The organism is Streptomyces sp. NPDC020801, from assembly GCF_044334385.1.
Taxonomy (GTDB): domain Bacteria; phylum Actinomycetota; class Actinomycetes; order Streptomycetales; family Streptomycetaceae; genus Streptomyces.
Window position 1 is genome coordinate 357,206 of record NZ_JBIRST010000001.1, and the last position, 26,795, is coordinate 384,000.

22 protein-coding genes and 1 riboswitch are annotated in these 26,795 nt (G+C 72.3%); of the genes, 13 read left to right on the forward strand and 9 right to left on the reverse strand.

What is annotated here, in order from left to right:
• Window positions 1-96: 96 nt before the first annotated feature.
• From ACH4UM_RS01710 to ACH4UM_RS01725, 4 genes are read left to right on the forward strand one after another with little or no spacing between them, the layout of a single operon-like run.
• Window positions 97-1,626: a GMC family oxidoreductase gene (locus ACH4UM_RS01710; protein ID WP_398172410.1), complete on the forward strand. Its 1,530-nt coding sequence runs from the start codon at window positions 97-99 to the stop codon at window positions 1,624-1,626.
• Window positions 1,626-2,714 carry a glycine betaine/L-proline ABC transporter ATP-binding protein gene (locus ACH4UM_RS01715; protein WP_398172412.1) on the forward strand — a complete coding sequence of 363 codons (1,089 nt, stop codon included), beginning with the start codon at window positions 1,626-1,628 and terminating at the stop codon, window positions 2,712-2,714. The genes ACH4UM_RS01710 and ACH4UM_RS01715 overlap by 1 nt, the downstream gene beginning before the upstream one ends.
• Window positions 2,714-4,705 (forward strand): ABC transporter permease, encoded by a 1,992-nt coding sequence (locus ACH4UM_RS01720; protein ID WP_398172414.1) that lies wholly within the window; start codon window positions 2,714-2,716, stop codon window positions 4,703-4,705. Before ACH4UM_RS01715 ends, ACH4UM_RS01720 begins: the two co-directional genes overlap by 1 nt.
• Before the next feature lies 1 nt (window position 4,706).
• Window positions 4,707-5,669, forward strand: coding sequence for an ABC transporter substrate-binding protein (locus ACH4UM_RS01725; RefSeq protein ID WP_398172416.1), 963 nt, complete (start codon window positions 4,707-4,709; stop codon window positions 5,667-5,669).
• Window positions 5,670-5,675: 6 nt separating this feature from the next.
• On the opposite strand, the gene ACH4UM_RS01730 is transcribed toward ACH4UM_RS01725, so the two are convergent.
• The 3 genes from ACH4UM_RS01730 to ACH4UM_RS01740 are packed head-to-tail and all read right to left on the reverse strand — an operon-like array spanning window position 5,676 to window position 7,371.
• Window positions 5,676-6,398, reverse strand: a complete 723-nt coding sequence (locus tag ACH4UM_RS01730) for an isocitrate lyase/phosphoenolpyruvate mutase family protein (protein WP_398172418.1) — start codon at window positions 6,396-6,398, stop codon at window positions 5,676-5,678.
• Window positions 6,395-6,877, reverse strand: a complete 483-nt coding sequence (locus tag ACH4UM_RS01735) for a carboxymuconolactone decarboxylase family protein (protein ID WP_398172420.1) — start codon at window positions 6,875-6,877, stop codon at window positions 6,395-6,397. The genes ACH4UM_RS01730 and ACH4UM_RS01735 overlap by 4 nt, the downstream gene beginning before the upstream one ends.
• Complete coding sequence (locus tag ACH4UM_RS01740) at window positions 6,874-7,371, reverse strand: carboxymuconolactone decarboxylase family protein (RefSeq protein ID WP_398172422.1); 498 nt, start codon at window positions 7,369-7,371, stop codon at window positions 6,874-6,876. Before ACH4UM_RS01740 ends, ACH4UM_RS01735 begins: the two co-directional genes overlap by 4 nt.
• Window positions 7,372-7,418: 47 nt before the next feature.
• On the opposite strand from ACH4UM_RS01740, the gene ACH4UM_RS01745 reads away from it, so the two are divergent.
• The gene (locus ACH4UM_RS01745; RefSeq protein WP_398172424.1) at window positions 7,419-8,837 is read left to right on the forward strand and encodes a PLP-dependent aminotransferase family protein; all 1,419 of its coding nucleotides are present in this window, start codon (window positions 7,419-7,421) and stop codon (window positions 8,835-8,837) included.
• Window positions 8,838-8,862: 25 nt separating this feature from the next.
• Here the strand turns inward: ACH4UM_RS01745 and ACH4UM_RS01750 are convergent, their stop codons facing one another.
• Both ACH4UM_RS01750 and rocD read right to left on the reverse strand, forming a co-directional pair.
• Entirely contained in the window at window positions 8,863-9,711 is an 849-nt protein-coding gene (locus tag ACH4UM_RS01750; protein ID WP_398173554.1) for a hypothetical protein, read from the reverse strand.
• Between the two features lie 309 nt (window positions 9,712-10,020).
• Entirely contained in the window at window positions 10,021-11,238 is a 1,218-nt protein-coding gene (gene rocD / locus ACH4UM_RS01755; protein ID WP_398172426.1) for an ornithine--oxo-acid transaminase, read from the reverse strand.
• 103 nt (window positions 11,239-11,341) lie between these two features.
• Window positions 11,342-11,452, forward strand: a riboswitch (ZMP/ZTP riboswitch).
• Between the two features lie 33 nt (window positions 11,453-11,485).
• On the opposite strand from rocD, the gene ACH4UM_RS01760 reads away from it, so the two are divergent.
• From ACH4UM_RS01760 to ACH4UM_RS01770, 3 genes are all read left to right on the forward strand, one after another.
• A complete protein-coding gene (locus ACH4UM_RS01760; RefSeq protein ID WP_398172428.1) occupies window positions 11,486-12,934 on the forward strand; it encodes a glycine hydroxymethyltransferase in 1,449 nt (482 codons plus the stop codon).
• Between the two features lie 174 nt (window positions 12,935-13,108).
• Window positions 13,109-14,122, forward strand: a complete 1,014-nt coding sequence (gene trpS / locus ACH4UM_RS01765) for a tryptophan--tRNA ligase (protein ID WP_398172430.1) — start codon at window positions 13,109-13,111, stop codon at window positions 14,120-14,122.
• A 169-nt stretch (window positions 14,123-14,291) separates the two neighbouring features.
• Complete coding sequence (locus ACH4UM_RS01770) at window positions 14,292-14,873, forward strand: 2'-5' RNA ligase family protein (RefSeq protein ID WP_398172432.1); 582 nt, start codon at window positions 14,292-14,294, stop codon at window positions 14,871-14,873.
• Window positions 14,874-14,934: 61 nt separating this feature from the next.
• On the opposite strand, the gene ACH4UM_RS01775 is transcribed toward ACH4UM_RS01770, so the two are convergent.
• A complete protein-coding gene (locus ACH4UM_RS01775) occupies window positions 14,935-15,726 on the reverse strand; it encodes a decaprenylphospho-beta-D-erythro-pentofuranosid-2-ulose 2-reductase (RefSeq protein ID WP_398173556.1) in 792 nt (263 codons plus the stop codon).
• Window positions 15,727-15,829: 103 nt separating this feature from the next.
• On the opposite strand from ACH4UM_RS01775, the gene ACH4UM_RS01780 reads away from it, so the two are divergent.
• On the forward strand, window positions 15,830-16,738 hold the full coding sequence (locus ACH4UM_RS01780; RefSeq protein ID WP_398172434.1) for a YihY/virulence factor BrkB family protein: 909 nt from the start codon (window positions 15,830-15,832) through the stop codon (window positions 16,736-16,738).
• Here ACH4UM_RS01780 and ACH4UM_RS01785 read toward each other — a convergent pair.
• The gene (locus ACH4UM_RS01785) at window positions 16,686-17,954 is read right to left on the reverse strand and encodes a D-alanyl-D-alanine carboxypeptidase family protein (RefSeq protein ID WP_398172436.1); all 1,269 of its coding nucleotides are present in this window, start codon (window positions 17,952-17,954) and stop codon (window positions 16,686-16,688) included. The two genes, ACH4UM_RS01780 and ACH4UM_RS01785, sit on opposite strands and share 53 nt — an antisense overlap.
• Before the next feature lie 91 nt (window positions 17,955-18,045).
• Between ACH4UM_RS01785 and ACH4UM_RS01790 the strand changes: the two genes are divergently transcribed.
• The 3 genes from ACH4UM_RS01790 (at window position 18,046) to ACH4UM_RS01800 (ending at window position 21,458) form a co-directional block, all read left to right on the forward strand.
• Window positions 18,046-18,285, forward strand: a complete 240-nt coding sequence (locus ACH4UM_RS01790) for an SCO4848 family membrane protein (protein WP_398172438.1) — start codon at window positions 18,046-18,048, stop codon at window positions 18,283-18,285.
• Window positions 18,286-18,327: 42 nt separating this feature from the next.
• The gene (locus tag ACH4UM_RS01795; RefSeq protein ID WP_398172440.1) at window positions 18,328-19,704 is read left to right on the forward strand and encodes a metallophosphoesterase; all 1,377 of its coding nucleotides are present in this window, start codon (window positions 18,328-18,330) and stop codon (window positions 19,702-19,704) included.
• A gap of 212 nt (window positions 19,705-19,916) precedes the next feature.
• Window positions 19,917-21,458: an ABC transporter substrate-binding protein gene (locus ACH4UM_RS01800; RefSeq protein ID WP_398172442.1), complete on the forward strand. Its 1,542-nt coding sequence runs from the start codon at window positions 19,917-19,919 to the stop codon at window positions 21,456-21,458.
• 332 nt (window positions 21,459-21,790) lie between these two features.
• On the opposite strand, the gene ACH4UM_RS01805 is transcribed toward ACH4UM_RS01800, so the two are convergent.
• Window positions 21,791-23,257 (reverse strand): ATP-binding protein, encoded by a 1,467-nt coding sequence (locus ACH4UM_RS01805; RefSeq protein ID WP_398172444.1) that lies wholly within the window; start codon window positions 23,255-23,257, stop codon window positions 21,791-21,793.
• The gene (locus ACH4UM_RS01810) at window positions 23,254-23,982 is read right to left on the reverse strand and encodes a response regulator transcription factor (protein WP_398172446.1); all 729 of its coding nucleotides are present in this window, start codon (window positions 23,980-23,982) and stop codon (window positions 23,254-23,256) included. The genes ACH4UM_RS01805 and ACH4UM_RS01810 overlap by 4 nt, the downstream gene beginning before the upstream one ends.
• A 167-nt stretch (window positions 23,983-24,149) precedes the next feature.
• Between ACH4UM_RS01810 and ACH4UM_RS01815 the strand changes: the two genes are divergently transcribed.
• Window positions 24,150-26,597: an MMPL family transporter gene (locus ACH4UM_RS01815; protein ID WP_398173558.1), complete on the forward strand. Its 2,448-nt coding sequence runs from the start codon at window positions 24,150-24,152 to the stop codon at window positions 26,595-26,597.
• The last annotated feature ends 198 nt before the right edge of the window (window positions 26,598-26,795 follow it).

Here is a 26,795-nt window from a genome sequence, read left to right on the forward strand (position 1 = left end):
CCCCGCCTCCCGCGGCGGCAGGCCCGGCCCTCCGGCCGCCCCACCCGGCCCCAAGGACTCCCGAACTCCTCATCCCCCCACCGGAGTACCACCACGATGCCCGACAACACCCACGAGTACGACTACGTCGTCATAGGCGGCGGCACGGCAGGCTCCGTCATCGCCTCCCGCCTCACCGAGGACCCGGACGTCACCGTCGCCGTCATCGAGGGCGGCCCCAGCGACGTGGACCGCGAGGACGTGCTGACCCTGCGCCGCTGGATGGATCTGCTCGGCGGCGATCTGGACTACGACTACCCGACCACCGAACAGCCGCGCGGCAACTCGAACATCCGGCACAGCCGCGCCCGGGTCCTCGGCGGCTGCTCCTCCCACAACACCCTCATCGCCTTCAAGCCGCTGCCGTCCGACTTCGAGGAGTGGGAGGCGGCCGGCGCCAAGGGCTGGGGCGCGGTCCCGATGGAGGCGTACTTCGCCCGTCTGAAGAACAACGTCGTCCCGGTCGACGCCAAGGACCGCAACGCCATCGCCCGCGACTTCGTCGACTCCGCGCAGACCGCGCTCGGCGTGCCGCGCGTCGAGGGCTTCAACCGCAAGCCGTTCACCGAGGGCGTCGGCTTCTTCGACCTCGCCTACCACCCCGAGAACAACAGGCGCTCGTCGGCGTCCGTGGCGTATCTGCACCCGGTGATGGACGAGCGCGCCAACCTGACGATCCTGCTGGAGACCTGGGCGTACCGGCTGGAGCTGAACGGCACCCGCGCCGAGGGCGTGCATGTGCGCACCAAGGACGGCGAGGAGATCCTCGTAAGGGCCCGCCGCGAGGTGCTGCTGTGCGCCGGCGCCGTCGACTCGCCCCGGCTGCTGCTGCACTCGGGCATCGGCCCGAAGGCCGACCTGGAGAAGCTGGGCGTCCCCGTCGTGCTCGATCTGCCGGGTGTCGGCGAGAACCTGCTCGACCACCCCGAGTCGGTCATCGTCTGGGAGACGAACGGCCCCATCCCGGAGAACTCCGCGATGGACTCCGACGCGGGCCTGTTCGTGCGCCGCGACCCCGAACAGGCGGGTCCGGACCTGATGTTCCACTTCTACCAGGTCCCGTTCACGGACAACCCCGAGCGCCTGGGCTACGAACGGCCGCCGTACGGCGTCTCGATGACTCCGAACGTCCCCAAGCCGAAGAGCCGCGGCCGGCTGTACCTCACCAGCGCCGACCCGTCCGTCAAGCCGGCCCTGGACTTCCGCTACTTCACCGACGAGGAGGACTACGACGGCCGGACCCTCGTCGACGGCATCCGTATCGCCCGCGAGATCGCGAAGACCGAGCCGCTGGCCGGCTGGCTCAAGCGGGAGGTGTGCCCCGGCCCCGGCGTCACCGGCGACGAGGAGCTCGGCGAGTACGCCCGCAAGGTCGCGCACACCGTGTACCACCCCGCGGGCACCTGCAGGATGGGCGCCGCCGACGACGAACTTGCCGTGGTCGACCCAGAGTTGCGTATCCGAGGCCTGGACGGCATCCGTATCGCGGACGCGTCCGTCTTCCCGACCATGACCGCCGTGAACCCCATGATCGGGGTGCTCATGGTCGGGGAGAAGGCCGCCGACCTGATCGGAGATGAAGCCTGATGGCTCTCGCAGTCCCCACCCGCAAGCCCCCCGCCGGCGACTCCGCCGACGCCCCCGTCTTCTCGGTCGAGGGCCTCTGGAAGGTCTTCGGCCCCAAGGCCGGCCGGGTCCCGGAGGACCCGGAGCTCAGCGCGCTGAGCCCAGCCGACCTGCGCGAACGCACCGGCTGCACGGCCGCCGTCCGGGATGTCGGCTTCGATGTGCGCAAGGGCGAGGTCTTCGTCGTCATGGGCCTGTCCGGCTCCGGCAAGTCCACCCTGGTGCGCTGTCTGACCCGGCTGATCGAGCCCACCGCCGGCGCCATCGCCATCGACGGCGAGGACGTCCGTGCCATGGACAGGTCCCGGCTGCGCGAACTGCGCCGGCACCGCGCCGCGATGGTCTTCCAGCACTTCGGCCTGCTGCCGCACCGCAGCGTCCTCGACAACGTCGCCTACGGCCTGGAGATCCAGGGCATGGGCAAGTCCGACCGCCGCGAGAAGGCCGCCGAGGTCGTCGCGAAGGTCGGCCTGGAGGGCATGGAGCAGCGCCGCCCGGCCCAGCTCTCCGGCGGTCAGCGGCAGCGAGTCGGCCTGGCCCGGGCCCTGGCCGTCGACCCGGAGGTCCTCCTCTTCGACGAGCCGTTCAGCGCCCTCGACCCGCTGATCCGGCGGGACATGCAGGAGGAGGTCGTCCGCCTGCACCAGGAGGAGGGCCGCACGATGGTCTTCATCACCCACGACCTCCAGGAGGCCCTGAGGCTCGGCGACCGCATCGCCCTCATGCGCGACGGCCGCATCGTCCAGCTCGGCACCCCCGAGGAGATCGTCGCCTCCCCGGCCGACGACTACGTCCGCGCGTTCGTCCGCGACGTCCCGCGCGAACAGGTCCTGACCGTGCGTACGGCCCTGCGCCCCGCGTCCGGGGCGGAGGCCGGCGACGGACCCGCCATCGCCCCGGACGCCACGGTGTCGGAGGCGATCGAGGCGGTGGCCCGCGCCGGTTCCCCGGTCCGGGTGATGGACAGGGGCCGCTGCCTGGGAGTCGTCGACCACGAGCGGCTGCTCGCGGTGGTGGCCGGAACGGAGCCGCGCAAGGAGGCCAACTGATGGCGACGATCACCGCATCCGCCGCCCGGCCCGCCCTGTCCGCCGCCCTGCAGCACCGCGCGGTGCGCAAGCTCCTGGTCCTCGCCGTCCTCGCCGCGGTCCTGGTGCCGCCGGCGGCCGCCCGCTGGTCGAGCGGCACCTGGCCGCACGAGCTGACGGTGGACCTGTCCAGACCCCTCACCGGCGCCAGCAACTGGATCATCGACAACCGCGACAGCCACCCGCTGTTCCTCTACTTCTTCGGCTACATCAGCAACGCGGTCGTCCTCTGCGTCCGCGCCGTGTACCTGTTCCTCCTGGCCGCGGGCTGGGCGGGCGTCACGGCTCTCGGCGCGGCCGTCGCCTGGCGCGTGGCGGGAGTCCGCCTCGCCGCCGGCACAGCGGCGGCGCTCCTGGCCTGCGGCCTCCTCGGCATGTGGGTCCCGACCATGCAGACCCTCGCCCTGATGGTGGTCGCGGTGCTCGCCTCGGTCGCCTTCGGCGCGCTGCTCGGTCTCGCCGCCGGACTGTCCGACCGCATGGACCGCGCCCTGCGCCCGGTCCTGGACACCATGCAGGTGCTTCCGGCGTTCGCCTACCTCCTCCCGGTCGTCCTGGTGTTCGGCATCGGCGTCCCCGCCGCGGTCCTCGCCACGGTCGTCTACGCCGCCCCGCCCATGGCCCGGCTGACCGCCCTCGGTCTGCGCGGCGCCGACAGCGAGGTGCTGGAGGCGGTCGACTCCCTCGGCGCCACCGCGCGCCAGCGGCTGCTGACCGCCCGTATACCGCTGGCCCGCAAGGAGCTCCTGCTCGGCGTCAACCAGGCGATCATGATGGCGCTGTCCATGGCCGTCATCGCCTCGGTCATCGGCGCCGGCGGCCTCGGCGACCGCGTCTACCAGGCGCTGGCCTCGGTCGACGTGGGCGCGGCCCTCGCGGCCGGCATCCCCATCGTGCTGCTGGCCGTCGTACTCGACCGCGTCACGGGCGCGGCGGCAGGGGGGCACCACCCCGCTCCGGCGAAGTCGGGAGTTCGGGGCAGCATCGGGCAGGAACAGCGCGGCCTGCGCACCTGGCAGTACGCCACGGTGGCCGCCGCGGCCACCGTGGCCGTCGCCCTGGCCGCGCGTCTTTCCGGCCATCTCGACTGGCCCTCGGGCTGGACCGTCGACATCGCCGAGCCGGTCAACCGCGCCGTCGACTGGATGACCGCGCACCTGTACTCCGGAGTCCCCTACATCGGCGGTACGGCGGACTGGGCCGGCCACTTCACCACCTGGGTCCTGGACCCGGTCCGTTCGGGCCTGCTGTGGCTCCCGTGGTGGTCGGTGCTGCTGATCGTCGCCGCGCTCGCCTGGCTGATCGGCACCTGGCGCACCGCGCTGACCGCTGTGCTCGCCATGGCCGCGGTCGGTGTGCTCGGTGTGTGGAAGCCGTCCCTGGACACCCTCTCCCAGGTGCTCGCGGCCGTCGCCGTGACCCTCGTCCTCGGCTTCGCGACCGGCATCGCGGCCGCCCGCAGCGACCGCTTCGAACGAGCCCTCCGCCCCGTCCTGGACGTCTTCCAGACGATGCCGCAGTTCGTGTACCTGATCCCGGTCGTCGCGCTGTTCGGCGTGGGCCGCGCCCCCGCGGTTGCCGCGGCCATCGTCTATGCCCTTCCCGCGGTGGTACGGATCACCGCACAGGGCCTGCGCCAGGTCGACCCGGCGGCCCTGGAGTCGGCCCGCTCGCTCGGCGCGACCAGCGGGCAGCAACTGCGCCAGGTGCAGCTTCCGCTCGCCCGCCGGGCGCTGCTGCTCGCGGTCAACCAGGGCGTGGTCCTCGTCCTCGCCGTCGTCATCATCGGCGGCCTGGTCGGCGGTGGCGCGCTCGGCTACGACGTCGTCTTCGGCCTCGCCCAGGGCGACCTGGCGACCGGTCTGGTCGCGGGCCTCGCGATCGTCTGCCTCGGGCTGATGCTCGACCGGGTGACCCAGCCGACCCGGCGCCGAACGCAGAAGGGAGCGTGACATGAGGCTCGAACGCAGGGCGGCCCTGATCGCCGCCGGAGCGGCCACGTGCTCGCTCCTCACCGGCTGCGGCGCCGCCGACATGACCAAGCAGGCCTCGCCGTTCGCCAACGCGCAGGGCTCCAGGACCGTGACCCTGTCCGTGCAGTCGTGGGTGGGCGCCCAGTCCAACGTGGCCGTGGCGCAGTACCTCCTCGAACACGAGCTGGGCTACCGGGTCGACACCGTTCAGGTCGACGAGGTGCCCGCCTGGGACGCGCTCAGCCAGGGCCGGGTCGACGCCATCCTGGAGGACTGGGGTCACCCCGACCAGGAGAAGCGGTACGTCGAGGACAAGAAGACCATCGCGCGCGGTGGCGGACTCGGGGTGACCGGGCACATCGGCTGGTACGTCCCCACGTACCTGGCCAGGCAGCACCCCGACATCACCGACTGGCACAACCTCGACAAGTACGCCTCCCTCTTCCGCACCGCGGAGAGCGGCGGCAAGGGTCAGCTGATGGACGGCTCCCCGTCCTACGTCACCAACGACAAGGCGCTGGTGACGAACCTGAAGCTGAACTACCAGGTGGTCTTCGCCGGTTCCGAGGCGGCGCAGATCACCCAGATGCGGCAGTTCGCCAAGGAGAGGAAGCCCTTCCTGACGTACTGGTACGCGCCGCAGTGGCTGTTCAAGAAGGTCCCCATGACGGAGGTGAAGCTGCCGCCGTACAAGGAGGGCTGCGACGCGGACGCGGCCAAGGTCGCCTGCGCCTACCCGCACACGCCGCTGCAGAAGTACCTCAACGCCGGCTTCGCGAAGTCCGGTGGCAGGGCGGCGGCCTTCCTGAAGAAGTTCAAGTGGACGACCGAGGACCAGAACCAGGTCTCCCTGATGATCGCCGACCAGAAGCTCACCCCGGCCGAGGCGGCGAAGAAGTGGGTGGACAGCCACCGGTCCACCTGGAAGGCGTGGCTGTCCTGAACCCTGCTACGGGCGCAGGCCGCCCGCGATCTCCCGCAGCGCCGCCGTGGCCCGGCGCTGCAACCCGGGCCCGAAGGTGATCCGGGTGGCCCCGAGTTCGCCGAGGTCGGCGGGCGAGGGGCCCTCGCCGTCGAGCCGCGCGAACACGTTGAGCGGCCCCTGGACCGCGGACCGCAGCAGCGGCAGTACGTCCGCCGGGGCGCCGATGGGATACACGCAGTCGGCGCCGGCGGCGACGTACCGCGCGGCCCGGTCGATGGTCCGGTCGGGATCGGTGACCCCGTGCAGGAACGTGTCGACGCGGGCGTTGACGAACAGCCGGCCGGCCGCGGCCCCGCATACCTGTGCCAGCCAGTCGGCGTGCCGGCGCGGGTCCTTGAGGACACCCCCGTGCGAGTCCTCCAGGTTGCAGCCCACGGCCCCCGCCTCCAGGAGCCGTTCCACCAGTTCCCCGGGCGCCAGGCCGTACCCGTCCTCGACGTCCGCCGAGACGGGCACGTTCACCGCCCGCACGATCCGCGCCACGGCGGCGAACATCTCGTCCGCCGGGGTCGCCCCGTCCTCGAAGCCGAGGCAGGCGGCGATCCCGGCGCTGGGCGTGGCGAGCGCCGGGAACCCGGCCTCGGCGAACACCCGGGCACTGGCCGCGTCCCAGGGGCCGGGCAGCACGAGAGGATCACCGGGCACGCGGCCCCGGTGCAGGGCGCGGAACGCCTCGACCCCGGTCACCACCGCGTGCTCCCGGCCGGGACCCGCCGGGCGACCATCAGCCGGTTCCAGCTGTTGATGACGGTGATCAGCCCGATCGGATGGGCCAGCCGGGTCCCGTCGAAGTGCTTGGCGGCCTGCTCGTACACCTCGTCGGGCACGAAGCCGTCGGTGAGGACGGTGATCGCCTCGGTCAGTGCCGGCGCCGCCCGCTCCCGCTCGCCGAAGACGTCCCCCGCCTCCTCGCGGGCGGCCAGGAGTTCGAGCTGCCTCTCCCAGGCTCTCGGCTCCGTTCCAGCGGGGACCGGCGTGCTCACGCCGTACCGCCGGGCGAGCGCGAGGTGCATGTCGGGGCAGAACGCGCAGTGGTTGAGCTGCGAGGCGCGCACCTGGACCAGCTCGGCGAGGGCGGGCTCGCCCAGGCCCTTCTTCGCGGCGGCGCCCACGGCCTGCAGCGCGGTGCGCATCCCGTCGTCCAGCAGGGTGGTCCGGGCCGTCACCTGTACTGCCCCGGTGTGTAGTGGCCCGGCGTCATCCGGGTGGTCACGCCGAAGCGGTTCCAGGCGTTGATCACCGTGATCGCGGCGATCAGCCGGGCCAGTTCGGCCTCCTCGAAGTGCTTGGCGGCCCTCTCGTAGACCTCGTCCGGCACGAAGCCGTCCGTCAGGACAGTGATCGCCTCGGTCAGCTCGATCGCCGCGAGCTCCTTCTCCGTGTAGAAGTGCCGCGACTCCTCCCATGCGCTGAGCTGCACGATCCGCTCCACGCTCTCGCCGGCCGCGAGCGCGTCCTTGGTGTGCATGTCGAGGCAGAACGCGCAGTGGTTGATCTGTGAGGCGCGGATCTTCACCAGCTCGTACAGCGTGGGGTCAAGGCCCTGCCTGGCGGCGGTGTCCAGCCGGATCATCGCCTTGTAGACCTCGGGGGCGTGCTCGGCCCAGCGCAGCCGCGGGGCGTTCTCGGTGGCGTACTCGACCGTTTCCTCAGTGCTCATGCCTTCGACCCTAGGAGGCAGGCAGCCCAGGAGTATGGTCCATTTCCATGGCGAAACCATGGGCCATTCAAGGTGTGGACCTTCACCTGCAACCGACCGGTCCGGGTGTGCGCCGGGGGCTGACCGACGCACTGCGCGAGGCGGTCCGCACCGGCCGGCTGGCCCCCGGCACGCGGCTGCCCTCCTCCCGGACCCTCGCCGCCGACCTGGGCATCGCCCGCAACACGGTCGCCGACGCCTATGCCGATCTGGTCGCCGAGGGCTGGCTCACCGCCCGCCAGGGCTCGGGCACCCGGGTGGCGACGGGGACACCGCCCACGGCGTTCGGGCAGTGGGGGAGTGCGGTGGCCCCGCCGTCCGACGCGACCCGCCCGGGCCGCGAACGCCGCCGGCCGGTGCACGACCTCGTCCCCGGCACCCCGGACCTGGCCTCCTTCCCCCGCGCGCAGTGGCTCAGGGCTGCCCGCCGCGCCCTGACCGCCGCCCCCAACCACGCCCTCGGCTACGGCGACCCGCGCGGCCGCCCCGAACTGCGCACCGCCCTGGCGGGCTACCTCGCCCGCGTCCGGGGCGTGCGCACCGATCCCGAGCGCCTGCTGGTGTGCTCCGGCTTCTCGCACGGCCTGAAGATCCTCGGCGCCGTGCTGCGGGCGCGCGGTGTGCGCACGGTCGCCGTGGAGTCGTACGGCCTGGACGTGCACTGGCGGCTGCTGGCCCGGGAGGGCCTGCGCACCCGCCCACTGCCCTTCGACGAACTCGGCACGGTGACAGAGGACCTGAGCGGCACCGGGGCCGTCCTGCTGACCCCTTCTCACCAGTTCCCGATGGGCGTGGCGCTGCGCCCCGACCGCCGTGCGGCCGTGGTGAACTGGGCCCGCCGCACCGGCGGCCTGGTCCTGGAGGACGACTACGACGGCGAGTTCCGCTACGACCGCCAGCCGGTCGGCGCGCTCCAGGCCCTGGACCCCGACCACGTGGTCCACCTGGGCACGGCCAGCAAGTCCCTGGCCCCCGGCCTCCGTCTGGGCTGGATGGCCCTGCCCCCGTCCCTCGTCCGGGAGGCCACGGCAGCCAAGGGCCACACCGACACCTGCGGGGTCCTCGACCAGCTGACGCTGGCGGAGTTCATCGCCTCCGGCGCCTACGACCGCCAGGTGCGCTCCGCCCGCCTGCGCTACCGGCGCCGCCGTGACGCCCTCGTCGAGGCGCTGAACACCCGGGCCCCCGGTGTCCGGCCCACCGGCATCGCCGCCGGCCTGCACGCCGTCCTGCGCCTGCCCCCCGGCACCGAGCCCACGGTGGTCCAGGCCGCCGCCTGGCAGGGCCTCGCCGTCCACGGCCTGACCCGCTACCGCCACGACCAGGCCGCCGCGGCTGACCTGGACGCCCTGGTGGTCGGCTACGCCACCCCACCGGACCACGCCTGGACAGCCGCCCTGGACGCACTGTGCCGGGTGCTGCCGTGACCGTGCGCGGGCGGGCGGCGCTCGCTCAGGCCTCCTGGACGGGCTCTGGTGCCGTCTCGACCGGCGCCTCCCCGAACCGAGCCAGTGCCAGCGCCCCCGCCACCGCCACCGCGAAGCCCAGGACCGCGAGCCAGGTCAGGCCCTCGCGGGTGCGGTCGCCGAGGAAGATCACACCGATGGCCGCGGGGCCGATCGTCTCGCCGATCACCAGGCCGGCGGTGGCGGTCGTCACCGAGCCGCGCTGCAGGGCCGACGTCAGGAGTATGAAGGCGGCGCCCCCGCCCAGGAGGAGCGCGTAGGCCGCCGGGTTGGTGAACAGCTCGGCGGGGGCGAGGGAGTCGATCAGGCGTACCGTCACCTCGACCACGCCGAAGCCGAGGCCCGCTCCCAGGCCGAGCAGCAGGGCACGGCCGCGTTCCGGAAGACGGCTGCCCACCGCGCCCAGGGCGAGTACACCCAGTGCCGCGCCGAGCATCGCCCACTTCAGCGCCGTGGAGCCGGGCTCGCTGCCCTCCGTCCCCGAGGCCAGGCCCAGCATCCCGAGCCCGCCGCAGACCACGCCCACCGCGGCCCACTCCACCGAGCGCAGCCGGACCCCCAGCAGCCGGGCCGCGACCACCGCCGTCACCGCCAGGCTGGAGGCGAGGGCCGCGCCGACCGCGTAGATCGGGATCGACCGCAGGGCGGCGATCTGGAGCAGGAAGCCGAGGCCGTCCAGGGCCAGGCCCGCCACGTACCGCCACTGCCGCACCGCCCGCAGCAGCAGCGCCGCGTCCCCGCCCCCGCCGCCCGAGTCGGCGGCGGCGCGCGCGGCGATCGCCTGGAGCACCGTCGCCGTACCGAAACACACCGCCGCGCCGAGCGCGCACACCATTCCAAAGAGCACGCAGTGACTCTAGGGGAGCGCGAAAACCCCGGGCCGCCCGGGCGGACGCTCGCACCGATCTCCGGGCCGCGGCCGCCGAAACCGGCAGCGGCTCACCAAGGAGCCGGCGGTCAGGCGGCCGGGCGGCAGCCGGGCGGTCGGGCGGTCGGGCGGTCGGGCGGTCGGGCGGTCGGGCGGTCGCGCGGTCAGGTGGCCGGGCGGTCGGGCGGTCAGGCGGTCGCGCGGTCAGGTGGCCGGGCGACCAGGCGATCGGGCGACGAGGCGGTGAGGCGGTCGCGCGGTGAGGCCGTCGCGCGGTCAGGCGGCCTTCTCTACGGCCAGCACCGCACGCAGCTGGTCCAGCCCCCAGTCCAGGTCCTCCTTGCCGATCACCAGCGGCGGGGCGATCCGGATCGTGGAGCCGTGGGTGTCCTTCACCAGGACACCCCGGTCCATGAGCCGCTCGGAGAGCTCCCGGCCCGTGCCGTACGCCGGGTCGACGTCCACCCCGGCCCACAGCCCGCGCCCGCGCACCGCGCGCACCCGCCCCGTGCCGGCCAGCAGCCCCAGCTCACGGTGCAGATGCTCGCCGAGCTCCGCGGCCCGCGCCTGGAACTCGCCCGAGCGCAGCATCGCGATCACCTCCAGCGCCACCGCGCACGCCAGCGGATTCCCGCCGAACGTCGAACCGTGCTCGCCGGGCCGGAACACCCCGAGCACCTCCCGCGAGGAGACCACCGCCGAGACCGGCACGATCCCGCCGCCGAGAGCCTTCCCGAGGACGTACACATCCGGTACGACCCCCTCGTGCTCGCACGCGAAGGTGCGGCCCGTGCGGCCCAGCCCCGACTGGATCTCGTCGGCCACGAACAGCACGTTCCGCTCCCGGGTCAGCTCCCGCACCGCCGCCAGATAACCGGCCGGCGGAACGAGGACCCCTGCCTCGCCCTGGATCGGCTCGAGGAGCACGGCGACGGTGTTCTCCGTCACCGCCGACCGCATCGCCGTCATGTCCCCGTACGGCACGATCTCGAAGCCCGGCGTGTACGGGCCGAAGTCCGCCCGCGCCTCCGGGTCGGTGGAGAAGCTGATGATCGTCGTCGTGCGGCCGTGGAAGTTGTTGCCCGCGACCACGATCTTCGCCATCTCCGCGGGCACGCCCTTGACCTTGTAACCCCATTTGCGGGCCGTCTTCACGGCCGTCTCCACCGCCTCCGCGCCGGTGTTCATCGGCAGCACCGTCTCCATGCCGCACAGCTGTGCCAGCTGCGCGCAGAACGCGCCGAACCGGTCGTGGTGGAAGGCCCGTGAGGTCAGCGTCACCCGGTCCAGCTGCGCCCTGGCCGCCTCGACCAGCCGCCGGTTGCCGTGCCCGAAGTTCAGCGCCGAGTAACCGGCCAGCAGATCCAGGTACCGGCGCCCCTCCACGTCCGTCATCCAGGCGCCGTCCGCGGTGGCGATCACCACGGGCAGCGGGTGATAGGTGTGTGCGCTGTGGGCGTCGGCGGCGGCGATGAGATCTTCCGTGGCGGTCACTGCGGCTCCCGAGGATGCCCGAGGACGAGGGTCGCCCTCCTTCCTATCCTCGCTCGCATGCTGGACGTGGGAACCCGGCCGTCACAGCCGCCCGGTAGGCTGATCAACGGGCCGTGACTGGCGCGCTGGGTTCCGACGACCGGAACCCGAAGATGGGACCGACCATCGGGGAGCGGCCCGAGCGGAAAGAGTGCCGTGCGCCTGGGCCGTACCGTGAACGCTGTACGCACGCCGTCCGGAGGTCCCCATGCCAGAGCAGCCCCTCTCCACCGAGTCCACCGCCTTCCGCGCCGCCCTCGACGTGATCCGTGCCGTGGAGCCGCGCGTCGCCGACGCGATCGGCCAGGAGATCGCCGACCAGCGCGAGATGCTCAAGCTGATCGCCTCCGAGAACTACGCCTCCCCGGCCACCCTGCTCGCGATGGGCAACTGGTTCAGCGACAAGTACGCCGAGGGCACCGTCGGCCGCCGCTTCTACGCCGGCTGCCGCAACGTCGACACCGTGGAGTCGCTGGCCGCCGAGCACGCGCGCGAGCTCTTCGGCGCCCGCCACGCCTACGTCCAGCCGCACTCCGGCATCGACGCCAACCTCGTCGCCTTCTGGGCCGTGCTCGCCCAGCGCGTCGAACTGCCCGCCCTGGAGAAGGCCGGCGTCCGCCAGGTCAACGACCTCTCCGAGGAGGACTGGGCCGAGCTGCGCCACGCCTTCGGCAACCAGCGCATGCTCGGTATGTCCCTGGACGCCGGCGGCCACCTCACCCACGGCTTCCGCCCGAACATCTCCGGCAAGATGTTCGACCAGCGCTCCTACGGCACCGACCCGGCCACCGGTCTGCTCGACTACGAGGCCCTGCGCGCCTCCGCCCGTGAGTTCAAGCCGCTGATCATCGTCGCCGGCTACTCCGCCTACCCGCGCCTGGTGAACTTCCGGATCATGCGCGAGATCGCCGACGAGGTCGGGGCCACGCTCATGGTCGACATGGCCCACTTCGCGGGCCTGGTCGCCGGCAAGGTCCTCACCGGCGACTTCGACCCGGTCCCGCACGCCCAGATCGTGACCACCACCACCCACAAGTCGCTGCGCGGCCCGCGCGGCGGCATGGTCCTGTGCGACGACTCCCTCAAGGACCAGGTCGACCGCGGCTGCCCGATGGTGCTCGGCGGCCCGCTCCCGCACGTCATGGCCGCCAAGGCCGTCGCCCTGGCCGAGGCCCGGCAGGACTCCTTCCGCGACTACGCCCAGCGCATCGTCGGCAACTCCCGCGCGCTAGCCGAGGGCCTGATGCGCCGCGGCGCCACCCTGGTCACCGGCGGCACCGACAACCACCTCAACCTGATCGACGTCGCCTCCTCCTACGGCCTCACCGGCCGCCAGGCCGAGGCCGCCCTCCTCGAGTCCGGCATCGTCACCAACCGCAACGCGATCCCGGCCGACCCCAACGGCGCCTGGTACACCTCCGGCATCCGCATCGGCACGCCCGCCCTGACCACCCGGGGCCTGGGCACCGCCGAGATGGACGAGGTCGCCGGCCTCATCGACCGCGTCCTGACGACCACCGAGCCCGGCACCACCAGCAAGGGCGCCCCCTCCAAGGCCCAGCACATCCTCGACCCGAAGATCGCGGACGAGATCTCCCGCCGGGCGACGGACCTGGTGGCGGGCTTCCCGCTGTACCCGGAGATCGACCTCGGCTGACGCCTGCACCTCCGGCAGCCCGCACGGCACCCCGCACCACCCCCGGTACATCCCACGGCGGCCCGGCCTGAGGCCGGGCCGCCGTGCGTCTGTCACACGACTGGGGACGGATCGCATCCCGCCTGTTTCCGGCCAGTTCCGGATCGGGGCCCGACACCTGAGAGAATGGTGAACATGGCCTCAGACCGACCTCGCGTGCTCTCCGGAATCCAGCCCACCGCAGGCTCGTTCCACCTCGGCAACTACCTCGGCGCCGTCCGCCAGTGGGTGGCCCTGCAGGAGACCCACGACGCGTTCTACATGGTCGTCGACCTGCACGCGATCACGGTGCCGCAGGACCCGGCGGAGCTGCGCGCCAACACCCGGCTCGCCGCCGCCCAGCTGCTGGCCGCCGGGCTCGACCCGGAGCGCTGCACGCTCTTCGTCCAGAGCCACGTCCCCGAGCACGCCCAGCTCGCCTGGGTCATGAACTGCCTCACCGGGTTCGGTGAGGCCTCCCGGATGACCCAGTTCAAGGACAAGTCCGCCAAGCAGGGCGCCGAACGGGCGTCGGTCGGCCTGTTCACGTACCCGATCCTCCAGGTCGCCGACATCCTGCTGTACCAGGCCAACGAGGTGCCGGTCGGCGAGGACCAGCGCCAGCACATCGAGCTCACCCGCGATCTCGCCGAGCGCTTCAACGGCCGCTTCGGCCGGACCTTCACCGTCCCCAAGCCCTACATCCTCAAGGAGACGGCGAAGATCTACGACCTGCAGGACCCGGCGGTCAAGATGAGCAAGTCGGCGTCCACGCCGAAGGGCCTGATCAACCTCCTCGACGAGCCGAGGGCGACGGCCAAGAAGGTCAAGAGCGCGGTCACCGACACCGACACCGTCATCCGGTACGACCTTCAGACCAAGCCCGGCGTGAGCAACCTCCTGTCCATCTACTCGACCCTGACGGGTGCGGGTATCGATGAACTGGAGGAGAAGTACGCCGGCAAGGGCTACGGTGCGCTCAAGACGGACCTCGCCGAGGTCATGGTCGAGTTCGTGACGCCGTTCCGGGAGCGCACCCAGAGCTATCTGGACGACCCCGAGACGCTGGACTCGATCCTGGCCAAGGGCGCGGAGAAGGCGCGCACGGTCGCCGCGGAGACGCTCTCCCAGGCGTACGCCCGGGTGGGCTTCCTGCCCGCCAAGCACTGAGGCGCACCACCGCACACACCTACCGGGGCAGAGCGCTGCACATCACTGTGCCTGCGCCTGCCCACAACACGGCCGTGGTCGTACAGTCGAAGCCGGACGGCGGTGACGAAACGGCCAAACGACCGAGAACGAAACAGACGACCCATTCGGCACGACGACAGGAGACGACGTGGGGACCGTAACGATCGGCGTGTCGATCGCGGTCCCGGAGCCCCACGGCAGCCTGCTCCAGGAGCGGCGCGCGGGCTTCGGCGACGCCGCGGCTCACGGAATCCCCACGCACGTCACCCTGCTGCCGCCGACCGAGGTCGACTCCGCCGACCTGCCGGCCATCGAGGCGCACCTGACCGAGGTGGCCACGGCCGGACGCCCCTTCATGATGCGGCTGTCCGGCACGGACACCTTCCGGCCGCTGTCGCCGGTGGTTTACGTCCGGGTCGTCGAGGGCGCCGAGGCGTGCACATGGCTGCAGAAGCAGGTCCGCGACGCCTCCGGTCCGGTGGCGCGCGAACTCCAGTTCCCCTACCACCCGCACGTCACGGTGGCGCACGGCATCGAGGACGCGGCGATGGACCGTGCCTTCGAGGAGCTCGCCGACTACACGGCCGAGTGGCCGTGCACGGGCTTCGCCCTGCACGAGCAGGGTCCCGACGGAGTCTGGCGCCAGCTGCGGGAGTTCACCTTCGGCGGCTGCGCGGTGGTGCCCCCGCAGGCCGCCCCGGTGGACCGCGGCACGCTGCCCGCCCGTTAGGGCTCTGCGGGAACCGTGGGGACCGGAGGAACCGGGGACCGCAGGGGCAGCCGGCGGCCCACTACAGCGGCAGCCGCCGGAACACCGCCCGCGGCAGATGCCGCACCGCAGCCGTCACCAGCCGCAGCACCCCCGGTACCCACACCGTCTCCGAGTGCCGCCGCAGGCCCAGTTCGACGGCCGTGGCGACCTCTTGGGGCGTGCTCGCGAACGGCTCCGGCGCACGGCCGGCCGTCGCTCTCGACCGCACGAATCCGGGCCGTACGACCATGACGTGCACCCCGGTGCCGTGCAGCGCGTCACCCAGGCCCTGCGCGAAGGTGTCCAGGCCCGCCTTGCTGGAACCGTAGATGAAGTCCGCGCGGCGGGCCCGTTCGCCGGCCACCGAGGAGAGCACCACGAGCGAGCCGTGCCCCTGGTTCTGCAACTCCCGCGCGGCCACCAGGGCGCAGGACACCGCGCCGGTGTAGTTGGTCTGCGCGACCCGCACCGCGTTCAGCGGCTCCCGCTCGTCGTAGGCCTGGTCGCCGAGCACGCCGAAGGCCAGCAGGACCATGTCGATGTCACCCTCGGCGAACACCTTGCCCAGCGCGGCCTCGTGGCCCTCGATGTCGAGCGCGTCGAAGGCGACGGTGTGTACCTGGGCGCCCAGGGTGCGCAGCTGGGCGGCGGCCTCCTCCAGGGCGGCCGAGGGGCGGCCCGCCAGCCACACCGTGCGGGTGCGGCGGGCGATCAGGCGGCGCGCGGTGGCCAGCGCGATCTCGGACGTGCCGCCGAGGACGAGCAGGGACCGGGGGAGACGGTCGAGACGGTCGAGAGGAGTGAGGCGGTCGAGACGGGCGAGACGGGGCAGTCCGGGGGCGTCCTTCACGACAGACGACTGTATCGCCCCCTTTTGGGCTTTTTGTCGCAGAAACGCTGTGTTGACACGGTCGTACAGCGGGCACGTTGTGATCGTGGACTGGCTGAAGAAACTCCCCGTCGTCGGCCCGTGGCTGGCGCGCCTGATGCTCACGCACGCCTGGCGCTCGTACGAGCGTCTGGACCGGGTGAAGTGGACGCGGCTGGCCGCGGCCATGACGTTCATCAGCTTCGTCGCGCTCTTCCCGCTGCTGACGGTGGGCGCCGCGATCGGCGCCGCCACGCTCAGCACCGAGCAGCAGCACACGCTCCAGAACAAGATCGAGCAGCAGTTCCCGGGCCTCGGCCAGCAGCTGGACATCAGCACTCTGGTGCAGAACGCCGGCACCGTCGGCGTCATCGCGGGCGCCGCCCTGCTGCTGACGGGCATCGGCTGGGTCGGTCAGGTCCGGGACTGTCTGCGGGCGGTGTGGGAGCTGCCCGACCCCGAGGAGAACCCGCTGCTGAGCAAGGTCAAGGACGGCGGCATCCTCGTCGGCTTCGGCGGCGCGGTGCTCGTCACGCTCGCCGTCTCCACCATCGCCTCGGCCGCGGTCGGCTGGACCTCCCGGCAGGCCGGCCTCGACGAACAAGGCTGGGGCAGCCTGCTGTTGCGGATCATCGCCTTCGCCGTCGCCGTACTCGCCGACTTCCTGGTCCTGTTGTACGTCCTCACCCTGCTGCCCGGCGTCGAGCCGCCGCGCCACCGTCTGCTGGTCGCCGCGCTGCTCGGCGCGGTCGGCTTCGAGCTGCTGAAGCTGCTGCTGAGCGGCTACGTCCAGGGCGTGGCGGCCAAGAGCATGTACGGCGCCTTCGGTGTCCCCGTCGCCCTGCTGCTGTGGATCAACTTCACGTCCAAGCTGGTGCTGTACTGCGCCGCCTGGACGGCGACGGGCAGCAAGCGGGCGGACGTCACGGACGGCTCCGGCGGCGCACCAGATCCGGCAGCGGCCAGCGGCGGTTGACCAGGAACGCCCCGGCCCCGAGCAGCGCCAGCACTCCGCCGGCGATCCCCAGGGCGATCCCGGCGCCGCCGGAGCCGCCCTTGACGGAGGCGCCCGCCACGGGACCGGACGACGAACCGCCCTCCCCGCCGCCCGCCTGGCCGGACGAGGGCTTCGCGCCCGGCTGGACCGCGTTCTTCGGCGGCACCAGCTCACCCACCGGCTGCACCTTGCCGGCCGCCTTGAAGCCCCAGTCGAACAGCTTGGCGGTCTCCCGGTAGACCTCGTTGTGCTCCTTCTTCTCCGGGTTCATCACGGTGACGAGCAGCACCCGGCCGTTCCGCTCGGCAACGCCGGTGAAGGTGGCGCCCGCGTTGGTGGTGTTGCCGTTCTTCACGCCCGCGATGCCCTGGTACACGGAGATGTCGTAGTCGCCGCTCAGCAGCCGGTCGGTGTTCTGGATCTCGAAGGAACTGCGGGAGGATTTGCCCTTCTTGTCCTTCTTTGTCTCGCCCGGGAAGGATGCCCGCACGGTCGAGCAGTACTCCCGGAAGTCCTTCTTCTGCAGCCCGGAGCGGGCGAACAGGGTCAGGTCGTAGGCCGAGGAGAGCTGCCCGTCGGCGTCGTAGCCGTCCGGGGTCACCACGTGGGTGTCCAGTGCCTGCAGGTCCTGGGCGTGCGCGTTCATGTCCTTGACGGTCTGCGCGACGCCGCCGTTCATCGCGGACAGCACGTGCACGGCGTCGTTGCCGGAGCGCAGGAAGACGCCCAGCCACAGGTCGTGCACCGTGTAGGTCTCGTTCTCCTTTATCCCCACCAGGCTGGAGCCGGCGCCCATCCCGGCCAGGTCGGTCACGGCCACCTTGTGGGTCTGCGACTTGGGGAACTTCGGCAGCACCGTGTCCGCGAACAGCATCTTCAGCGTGCTGGCCGGGGGCAGCCGCCAGTGCGCGTTGTGTGCGGCGAGCACCTGGCCGGACTCGGCGTCGGCCACGATCCAGGAGCGCCCGGTGAGGTCCTTCGGCAGCACGGGTACGCCGCCGGCCGGATTGACCTGCGTGCCGGCCCGGCCCAGACGGGCGCCGCCCACGCCGGACATGTGCGCCGGGGGAGTGGCCGACGGACTCGTCTTCGGGGCCGGTGCCGCGAGGGCGGCGGGCGCGGTCAGTGAAACGGACAACAGGGCGGCGGAAGTGACCAATAGGGATCGCCTGGCGGTCTGCAGAGTTGCGGGCACGGTCGGAAACGTACCTGCCGTGGACATCGGAGTCCCGTCCGCCCTCCCACCCCGGACACGGAGGCGGACGCCCGGCAGCGATACTGAACCCATGAAGCTCAGCCGCCCCCTCTCCTGGTTCCTGCTCGCCTTCGGGGTGTGGAGCTGGGTCATCTGGGTCACTTTCGTCAAGAATCTCGTCAAGGACAGCAGCGGGCTCGCGTTCGACCACGGGCAGCCGACGGCGTACTTCTGGGTGCACCTGGCGCTGGCCGTCGTCTCCTTCGTATTGGGGACGATCATCGGAGGCGTCGGGTTGCGCGGACTGCGCGCACTGCGCCGGACGACATAGCGTTCCGGACATCCCGCGCGGCGGACGGAAGGGGCGGGCAGCATGGTGGTCGTCTTCGTGTTCGTGGCACTGCTCGTACTGGCCGCCGTCGTGGCGGCCAACTGGTACGTGTGGCGCCGCCTGTTCCGCGACACGACCCGGGGCCCGGGGTGGGCGCGGCGCGGTGGCGCGGCGCTGATCGCCGGTGGCTGGGTGCTGGCCGTCGCGGCCCTCGTCGCCGAGCGCGCCGGCGCCCCCTTCTGGCTCCAGCGCACTCTGGCCTGGCCCGGCTTCCTGTGGCTGGCGCTGTCGATCTACCTGCTCCTGGGGGTGGTGGCCGGGGAGGCCGTACGCCCGCTGCTGCGCCGCCTGGTGGAGCGACGGGCCCGGCGGATGCGACCGGATACCGCCGCCGCGGACGCACCGCCGGAGCCCCCCGTACCGGCGGCCGTCACGGGAACCTCCGGCCCGGAGCTCCGGACGGCGCCCGGGCGGACGTCCGCCCCGGAGCCCCGGACGGCGTTCGGCCGGACGTCCGCCTCCTCCCCGGCCCCGGTACCGCCCGCGTCAACCGTGTCACCCGCCGCGCCCACGCCCGCCACCGCGCTCGCCGCCCCGTCCCGCCGGGTCTTCGTCTCCCGGGTCGTCGGCGGGGCGGCCGCCACGGCCGCCGTCGGGACCGTGGGCTACGGGACGTACGGGGTGCTGCGCGGGCCCCGGGTGAAGCGGGTCACCGTGCCGCTCGCCAAACTCCCGCGCTCCGCGGACGGTTTCCGGATCGCCGTCGTCAGTGACATCCACCTCGGGCCGATCCTGGGCCGCGGCTTCGCGCAGAAGGTCGTCGACACCATCAACGCCACCCGGCCCGACCTCATCGCGGTCGTCGGCGACCTGGTGGACGGCAGCGTCAAAGACCTCGGGCCGGCCGCGGCACCGCTCGCGCAGCTCAGGGCCCGGCACGGCGCGTACTTCGTCACCGGCAACCACGAGTACTTCTCCGGCGCCGAGCAGTGGGTCGAGGAGGTGCGGCTGCTCGGCCTGCACCCGCTGGAGAACGCCCGCACCGAGCTGCCCGGCTTCGACCTCGCCGGCGTCAACGACCTGCAGGGCGAGAGCGAGGGGCAGGGCCCCGACTTCGGCCGGGCGCTCGGCGACCGGGACACGGCACGCGCGTGCGTGCTGCTCGCCCACCAGCCGGTGCAGATCCACGAGGCCGTCCGGCACGGCGTGGACCTCCAGCTCTCCGGTCACACCCACGGCGGGCAGCTGTGGCCCGGCAACCTCATCGCGGCCGCCGCCAACCCGACCGTCGCGGGCCTGGAGCGCTACGGCGACACCCAGCTGTACGTCAGCCGCGGCGCCGGTGCGTGGGGGCCGCCCACGCGGGTGGGCGCGCCGTCCGACATCACTGTGATCCGGCTCGTTTCCAAACAGGCGTGAACAGGGATGGTCGCCGCCCTCCTGGGAGTCGGCTGAGAACATCCTGTGAAACAAAGCGAGAACAATTCTCCGTAACTTCTTTTCAACCTCTCCAGATCCCTCTTCCCCGGGTGAAAGACCTGTGATTAGGTGTCGGCGCCACTCAGGGGGGTGGCATGCGCACAGGGCCTGTGAAGGGCTTGGGGAGGGCATCGCCGATGCGATCGATTCGCATGCGGATTCTTCTGTCGCTGCTGGTACTGGCCGTCGTCGGCGTGGGCGGCTGGCAACTGCTGCCGTCGCAGGGCGACAAGAACAAGACGATCACGGTCGGTACCACGGACGCCGTCACCTCGCTGGACCCGGCCGGAGCCTACGACGCCGGTTCCTGGGCCCTGTTCAGCAACGTCTTCCAGTCACTGCTGACCTTCGAGCCGGACGGCGCCACGCCCGTGCCGGACGCGGCCAGGAGTTGCGGCTTCGAGGGCACCGGGCTGCGCACCTACCGCTGTGAGCTGCGCGACGGCCTGAAGTTCCCGGGCGGCCGCACGATGACCGCCGAGGACGTGAAGTACTCCTTCGACCGGGTCAAGAAGATCAACTCCGATGTCGGCCCGGCGTCGCTGCTGTCCACCCTGGGCTCGGTGTCCGCCGACGGCATGACGGTGACCTTCCACCTGTCGACGCCGGACGCCACCTTCCCGTTCAAGGTGGCCACCGGGGCCGGCTCCATCGTGGACAGCACCCGCTACCCGAGGAACGCGCTGCGCACCGGTACCGAGGTCGACGGCACGGGCCCGTACGAACTGACCGGATACACCAAGGACAAGAGCGCGGTGCTGGCGCCGAACGGCTCCTACAAGGGCGCCGTCACCGGCACCGGCCGGCCGGCCGAGCTGCGGTACTACGCCGACGGCGAGGCGCTCGACAAGGCCTGGCAGGACAAGCAGGTCGAGGTCGCCACCCGCACGCTGACCCCCGAGATCCTCGCCGCGCTCAACCCCAGCGACCCCGACCTGCGCGTGTCGGAGTCCGACAGCTCCGAGACCCGCAACCTCTACCTCAACACCCGTGCCTCCTCACCGCTGCACGACGTCCGCGTCCGGCGGGCCATCGCCTGGCTGATCAACCGCGAGCAGCTGGCCACCACCGTGTACGACGGCACCGTCGACCCGCTGTACTCGCTGGTCCCGGCCGGCATCACCGGGCACACGACGTCCTTCTTCGACAGCTACCCGGCGCAGAGCGCCAAGCGGGCGCGGGCACTGCTGACCGAGGCCGGCGTGTCGCTCCCGGTGCGCTTCACCTACGGCTACGGCAGGGGCCGCGGCGCGGCCGCCGAGGAGGCCACGGAGCTCAAGCGGCAGCTGGAGGCGAGCGGCCTGTTCAAGGTCGACGTCAAGGCCTACGAGTGGACCGACTTCCAGAAGCGGTGGGCGGGCGGCAAGCTCGACGCGTACGCGGTCGGCTGGGTCGCCGACTACCCGGACCCGGACACCTTCGGCGCGCCACTGGTCGGCACCGGCAGCACCATGAGCACCGGCTACAGCAACAAGGGCGTCGACCACCTCATCCTCGACAGCCAGCAGTACGCCGACCGCAGCCGCGTGGCCGCCGACTTCCGCACGCTGCAGTCGGACGTGGCGGACGACGTCCCCCTGATCCCGCTGTGGCAGCAGAAGGAGTACGTCGTCAGCACCGAGGACGTCGGCGGCGGTCAGTACCTGTCCGACGGCACAGGCGTCTTCCGCCTGTGGAAACTCGCCAGGATCTGACACCGGGCACGACGGGCGGTCCCGGCACGGGCCGCCCGGCTCCCGCCGCCCCCGTGTGCGTGGGCCGCCCGCCCCGGCCGCTCCTGCGCGCGCGAACGCCCGGCCCGCCCAGCACAACAGCCGTACCGTGCCTCGCCCCGTGCCTCGCGCCGGCACCGGTCCCGGTCCCACGCCCCGGCGCCGGTGCCATTCCCCCCTACCGGCGCTGCGTCGCCGGTACCCGTCCCACGCCCCCCGGACCCCCGGACCCCCGGACCCGTCCCACGCCCCCCGGACCCCCGTACCCGTGCTCGCCTCCCCCGGCACCTGTGCCACCGCCCCCCGCACCCGCGTTACGCCACTGCCACCGCCCCGGCCGCGCCCGGCAGGGTGACCGTCACCGCCAGGCCCTCGCCCGGGGCCGTGCGGACGGTGACCTCGCCGGCGTGGGCCTCGACGACCGCCTGCACGATGGCCATGCCGAGGCCGCTGCCCGTGCCGCCGCCCGCGCGGAAGAAGCGGTCGAAGACCCGCGCCGCGTCCTCCTCGGCCAGCCCGGGTCCCTGGTCCGCGACACACAGCCGTACCGCCCCGTCGGCGCGCTCCACCCACAGCCGCACCGGGACGTCGGCGGGCGTGTGGACGCGGACGTTGGTCACCAGGTTGCCGAGCACCTGCCGCAACCCCGACTCGTCGGCGTGCACGAGCAGGGCGCCGTCCGCGTCGACCGTCAGGGGCCGCTCCGGCTGCTGCGCGCGCAGGTCCTGCGCCGCGTCGCGCACCAGACGGCTGACGTCGACGTTCCTGAAGCGCAGTTCCGGCCGCTGGTCGAGGCGGGCGAGGGTGAGCAGCTCGTCGACGAGCCGCCCCATGCGGTCCACCTCGGCGTTCACCCGGTCCCAGGCGCGCCTGCGCTCGGCCGGCTCGGTCAGCATCCCCTTGTCGTACAGCTGGAGATAGCCGCGTATCGCGGACAGCGGGGTGCGCAGCTCGTGCGAGGCGTCGGCGACGAAGCGGCGCAGCTGGGACGCGCTGCGCTCGCGCGTGCGGTACGCCGACTCCACCTGGTGCAGCATCGAGTTCAGCGCGACCCGCAACTGCTCGACCTCCTGCGTCGGATGGTGGCTGGAGGGCACCCGGCGGGTCAGGTCGCCCTCGGCTATGGCCGAGGAGGTCTCCACCATGTCCTCCAGCGGCCGCATCCGGCGCCGCACGGAGAACATCGTCAGGCAGGCCAGCAGTGCCAGCAGCAGCGTGCCCACGGCGAGGTCGAGCTTGAGGGCCTTGCCGACGCCCTTGTGCAGGACGTCGGTCGAGGTGGCGAACACGATGTAGTTGCCGTCGGCGAGGCGGGCGGCGGACGCCCGGTAGGCGGCGCCGTGCACGGTGACCTCGTGCGGGGTGCTGTCGGCGGCCAGAACGCGGGGATCGCCGGCCCCCGCGGCCAGCGCGCTCTGGGTGTCGCTCGGCGCGAAACCCGCGATGGCGATCGGCCGGCCGCCGCCGTCGACGGCGGTGAAGACCGAGTCGGGCCGCGACCGCTGGCTCGTGGGCTGCACGAACCGGTCCCGGACCAGGGACAGCGCGGCCAGCGAGTCGACCTGCCGCATGGTCAGCCGCGAATGGCTCAGCGACTCACGCGTCTTGGCCAGCTGGGTGTCGATCTGCGCCAGCACGTAGTGCCGCATCCCCATCAGGCTCACGGCCGTCGCCGTCACGATGCCCACCGCGAGCAGTCCGACGTTCGCCAGGGTCAGTTTGCCGCGCAGGGAGTGGATGCCGTGCCGGCGGCGCGGCGCACGCGACCCGGCCGCCCTCACGCCAGCCCGTATCCCACGCCGCGCCGGGTGGTGATCACCGGGGGCCCGAGCGTGTCCAGCTTGCGGCGCAGATAGCTGATGTAGGTCTCGACGACGGTCGACTCGGGCGGTGTGTGCTCGTACTGCCAGACGTGACGCAGGAGTTGCTCCTTGGGCACGATCCGCCCGCCGTTGCGCACCAGGAAACGCAGCAGGGCGTACTCGGTGGGGGTGAGCTCGACCGTCCGGCCCGCGCGGTGCACCGAGTACGTCGTCTCGTCCAGCTCCAGGTCGCCGTAGCGCAGCGGCGGGCGCTGCGGGAGGACGTCGGCCGGCCGGGTACGGCGCAGCACGGCGGTGATCCGGGCGACGACCTCGTCGATGTTGAACGGCTTGGTGATGTAGTCGTCGCCGAAGCCGAGGGCGCCGACGATCTCGGCCGGCGAGTCGCGGGCCGTGAGGAAGATCAGCGCCAGATCCGGCCGCCGCGCCCGCAGTTCGCGGCCGAGCCCCCGGCCGTCGCCGTCCGGGAGCATCACATCGAGCAGAGCCACGTCGATGGGGGTCCCCCCGGCTCGGGCGGAGCCTCGAGCAGGGGGGAGGGTGCTCTCGGCGAGCGCGAGGGCCTCGCGGACGGTGCCCGCCGTCATCACCTCGAAGCGGTGGTAGCGCAGGGCGATCGCCAGGACGTCCGCGATGCTCGGCTCGTCCTCCACCACCAGCACGGTTCCTGGAGCCGTCGTCATGTCACCAGTATCGGCGGGACCACCGGCGGCCGGGGCCGCCCCCGCTTTGGAGTTCCTTGAGAGTCACCGGCGGCGCCCCTTCCACGCGCGTGCCGTCGAGCATGCTGGTGCCCAGGACCTGGGGGACCGACCGGCGAGCGACGAAGGAGTGTTGAAGCGTGGCGGCATTGGCTCGGTGGTGCTACCGGCACCGGCTGGTGGTCCTGTTGGTGTGGGTGGGGGCTTTGCTGGGGCTGGGAGTTGGGGCCTCGTACACGGGTACGGACTACGCGAACGAGTTCTCCCTCCCCAACACGGACTCCAAGCGCGCGTACGACCTGATGGAGAAGGCCTTCCCGGCCCGCGCCGGAGACACCGACACGGTGGTGTGGAAGGTCGGCCGGGGCACGGTCAGGGACGAGGCCGTACGGTCCCGGATCCAGCCCGCGCTGGCGCGGATCGCGAGGATGAAGGGCGTCGGCGACGTCGCCGGCCCCTACGCGGGCCCCCAGGGCGCGGCGCAGATCAGCCGGGACGGACGGATCGCGTACGCGCAGATCACCTTCACCGAGCGGGCGAACGCCGTGCCCAAGGATCTGGTGCAGCACGTCGTCGACACCGCCCGGGGGGCCGGACAGAGCGGCCTGGAGGTCGAGCTGGGCGGCCAGGCGATCCAGCGGGTGCAGCAGCCGCCCCAGGGTCTGGCCGAGATGGTCGGCCTGGTGGCCGCGGCGGTCGTGCTGTTCCTGGCGTTCGGTTCGCTGTTCGCGATGCTGCTGCCGATCTGCGTGGCCGTCTTCGGGGTCGGCACGGGCATCCTCTCCGTCCAGCTCCTCAGTCACACCACCGACATCCCCGACCTCGCCCCGCTGCTGTCCTCCCTGATCGGGCTCGGCGTCGGCATCGACTACGCGCTGTTCATCGTCACCCGGCACCGGCGCGGCATCCTGCGCGGCGCCGAACCCGAGGAGTCGGCGGTCACCGCCCTCAACACCTCAGGCCGGGCGGTGCTGTTCGCGGGCGGCACGGTGTGCATCGCGCTCGCCGGAATGCTGGTGACGAATCTGCGCTTCCTGGACGGCGTGGTCATCGGCACCTCCCTCACCGTCGTGCTGAGCGTGCTGGCGGCCACCACCCTGCTGCCCGCGCTGCTCGGCTTCCTCGGCCCGCGCGTGCTCAGCCGCCGGCAGCGGCGGAAGCTGGCCGCGGGCGGCCCCGAGCAGGAGCGGGCGAGCGGCCCCGCGGCCCGCTGGTCGGCCAAGGTGCAGCAGCGTCCCCGTACCGTCGCCGCCCTCGCCGTCGTCGTCATGGCCGTCCTCGCGCTGCCCGTGCTGTCGCTGCGCCTCGGCGCCGTCGACCAGGGCAACGACCAGCCCTCCACGACCACCCGCAAGGCCTATGACCTGCTCGCCGAGGGCTTCGGCCCCGGCTTCAACGGCCCCCTCCAGGTCGTCACCGTCAGCGGCGACACCACCACCCTGGTCAAGGACATCCGGGCCACCTCGGGCGTCGCCCGGGCCGTCGCCCTGCCGCCCCAGCACGGGGTGACGGTGGTTCAGGTCGTCCCGACCACCTCACCCCAGTCCCGGCAGACCGACGAACTCATCGACACCCTGCGGGACAGGGTGATCCCGCAGGCCGGGGCGCAGGGCCACGTCGGCGGTGTCACCGCGGTCTCCAAGGACTTCGCCTCCGTCACCGGCGACCGGCTGCCCTACTTCGTCGCCACCATCGTCGGCCTCGGCTTCCTGCTCCTGCTGGTCGCCTTCCGCTCCCTGGTGGTGCCGCTGACGGCCGCCGTGATGAACCTGATCGCCGCCGCGGCCTCCTTCGGCGTCCTCGTGGCGATCTTCCAGTGGGGCTGGGGCCTGGACCTGCTCGGCCTCGGCAAGGAGGGCCCGATCAACGCCTTCCTGCCGGTGATCATGCTGTCGTTGCTGTTCGGCCTGTCGATGGACTACCAGGTGTTCCTGGTCAGCCGTATGCACGAGGAATGGGTGCACACGAAGGACAACGCCCGCGCCGTCCGCGTCGGCCTCGCCGAGACCAGCCGGGTCATCAACTCCGCGGCCCTCATCATGGTCTGTGTCTTCCTGGCGTTCGTGCTCAGCGGCGACAACGGCGCCGCGACGGCGGGCGTCGGCCTGGCGGCTGCGGTCGCCCTGGACGCGTTCATCCTGCGTACGGCGCTGGTACCGGCCGCGATGCACCTGCTGGGGCGGTCCAACTGGTGGCTGCCGGGGTGGCTGGAGAGGCGGCTGCCGCATCTGGCGGTGGAGCCGGCGGAGGAGGCCGAGGCGGCTGAGCGGGCTGAGGCGGTCACCGTGGAGCGGACCGGCCCCGCGTCGGTCGTCCACGGTTTCATCCGCACCGCCGAGGGCGAGCCGGTCGACGGCGCGTCGGTGACCCTGCTGACCAAGGGCGGGCGGCAGCTGGACCGGGTGACGTCCCTGGCCGACGGCTCCTACGTCGTCTCGGTCCCGGCGCCGGGCACCTATCTGCTGGCGGCCACGGCATCGGCGTACGGCGCCCGGGCACGGCACGTGCGGGTGGCGGACGGGCCGATGGTGTACGACGTGGAGCTGGTGGAGGGCGAGGTGGACGAGATCAATCAATCCTCTGCAGACCGGCTTTGAGGATCTGATCCGCATCGAGGCCGACCCTGGCGCCGATGGAGTCGGGCAGCGTCACGACTTCACCGGGGGCGTGAACGCGCTGCTCGCGTAATCGTCTCCGGTGGGGTCGGGAACCGCGAATTCCGGGTTCGCCATTTCGGGTGGCCAGAGCCGGACTCGCCGGACCACGCCTGGACATCACGCGCCTCCCATGGGCTG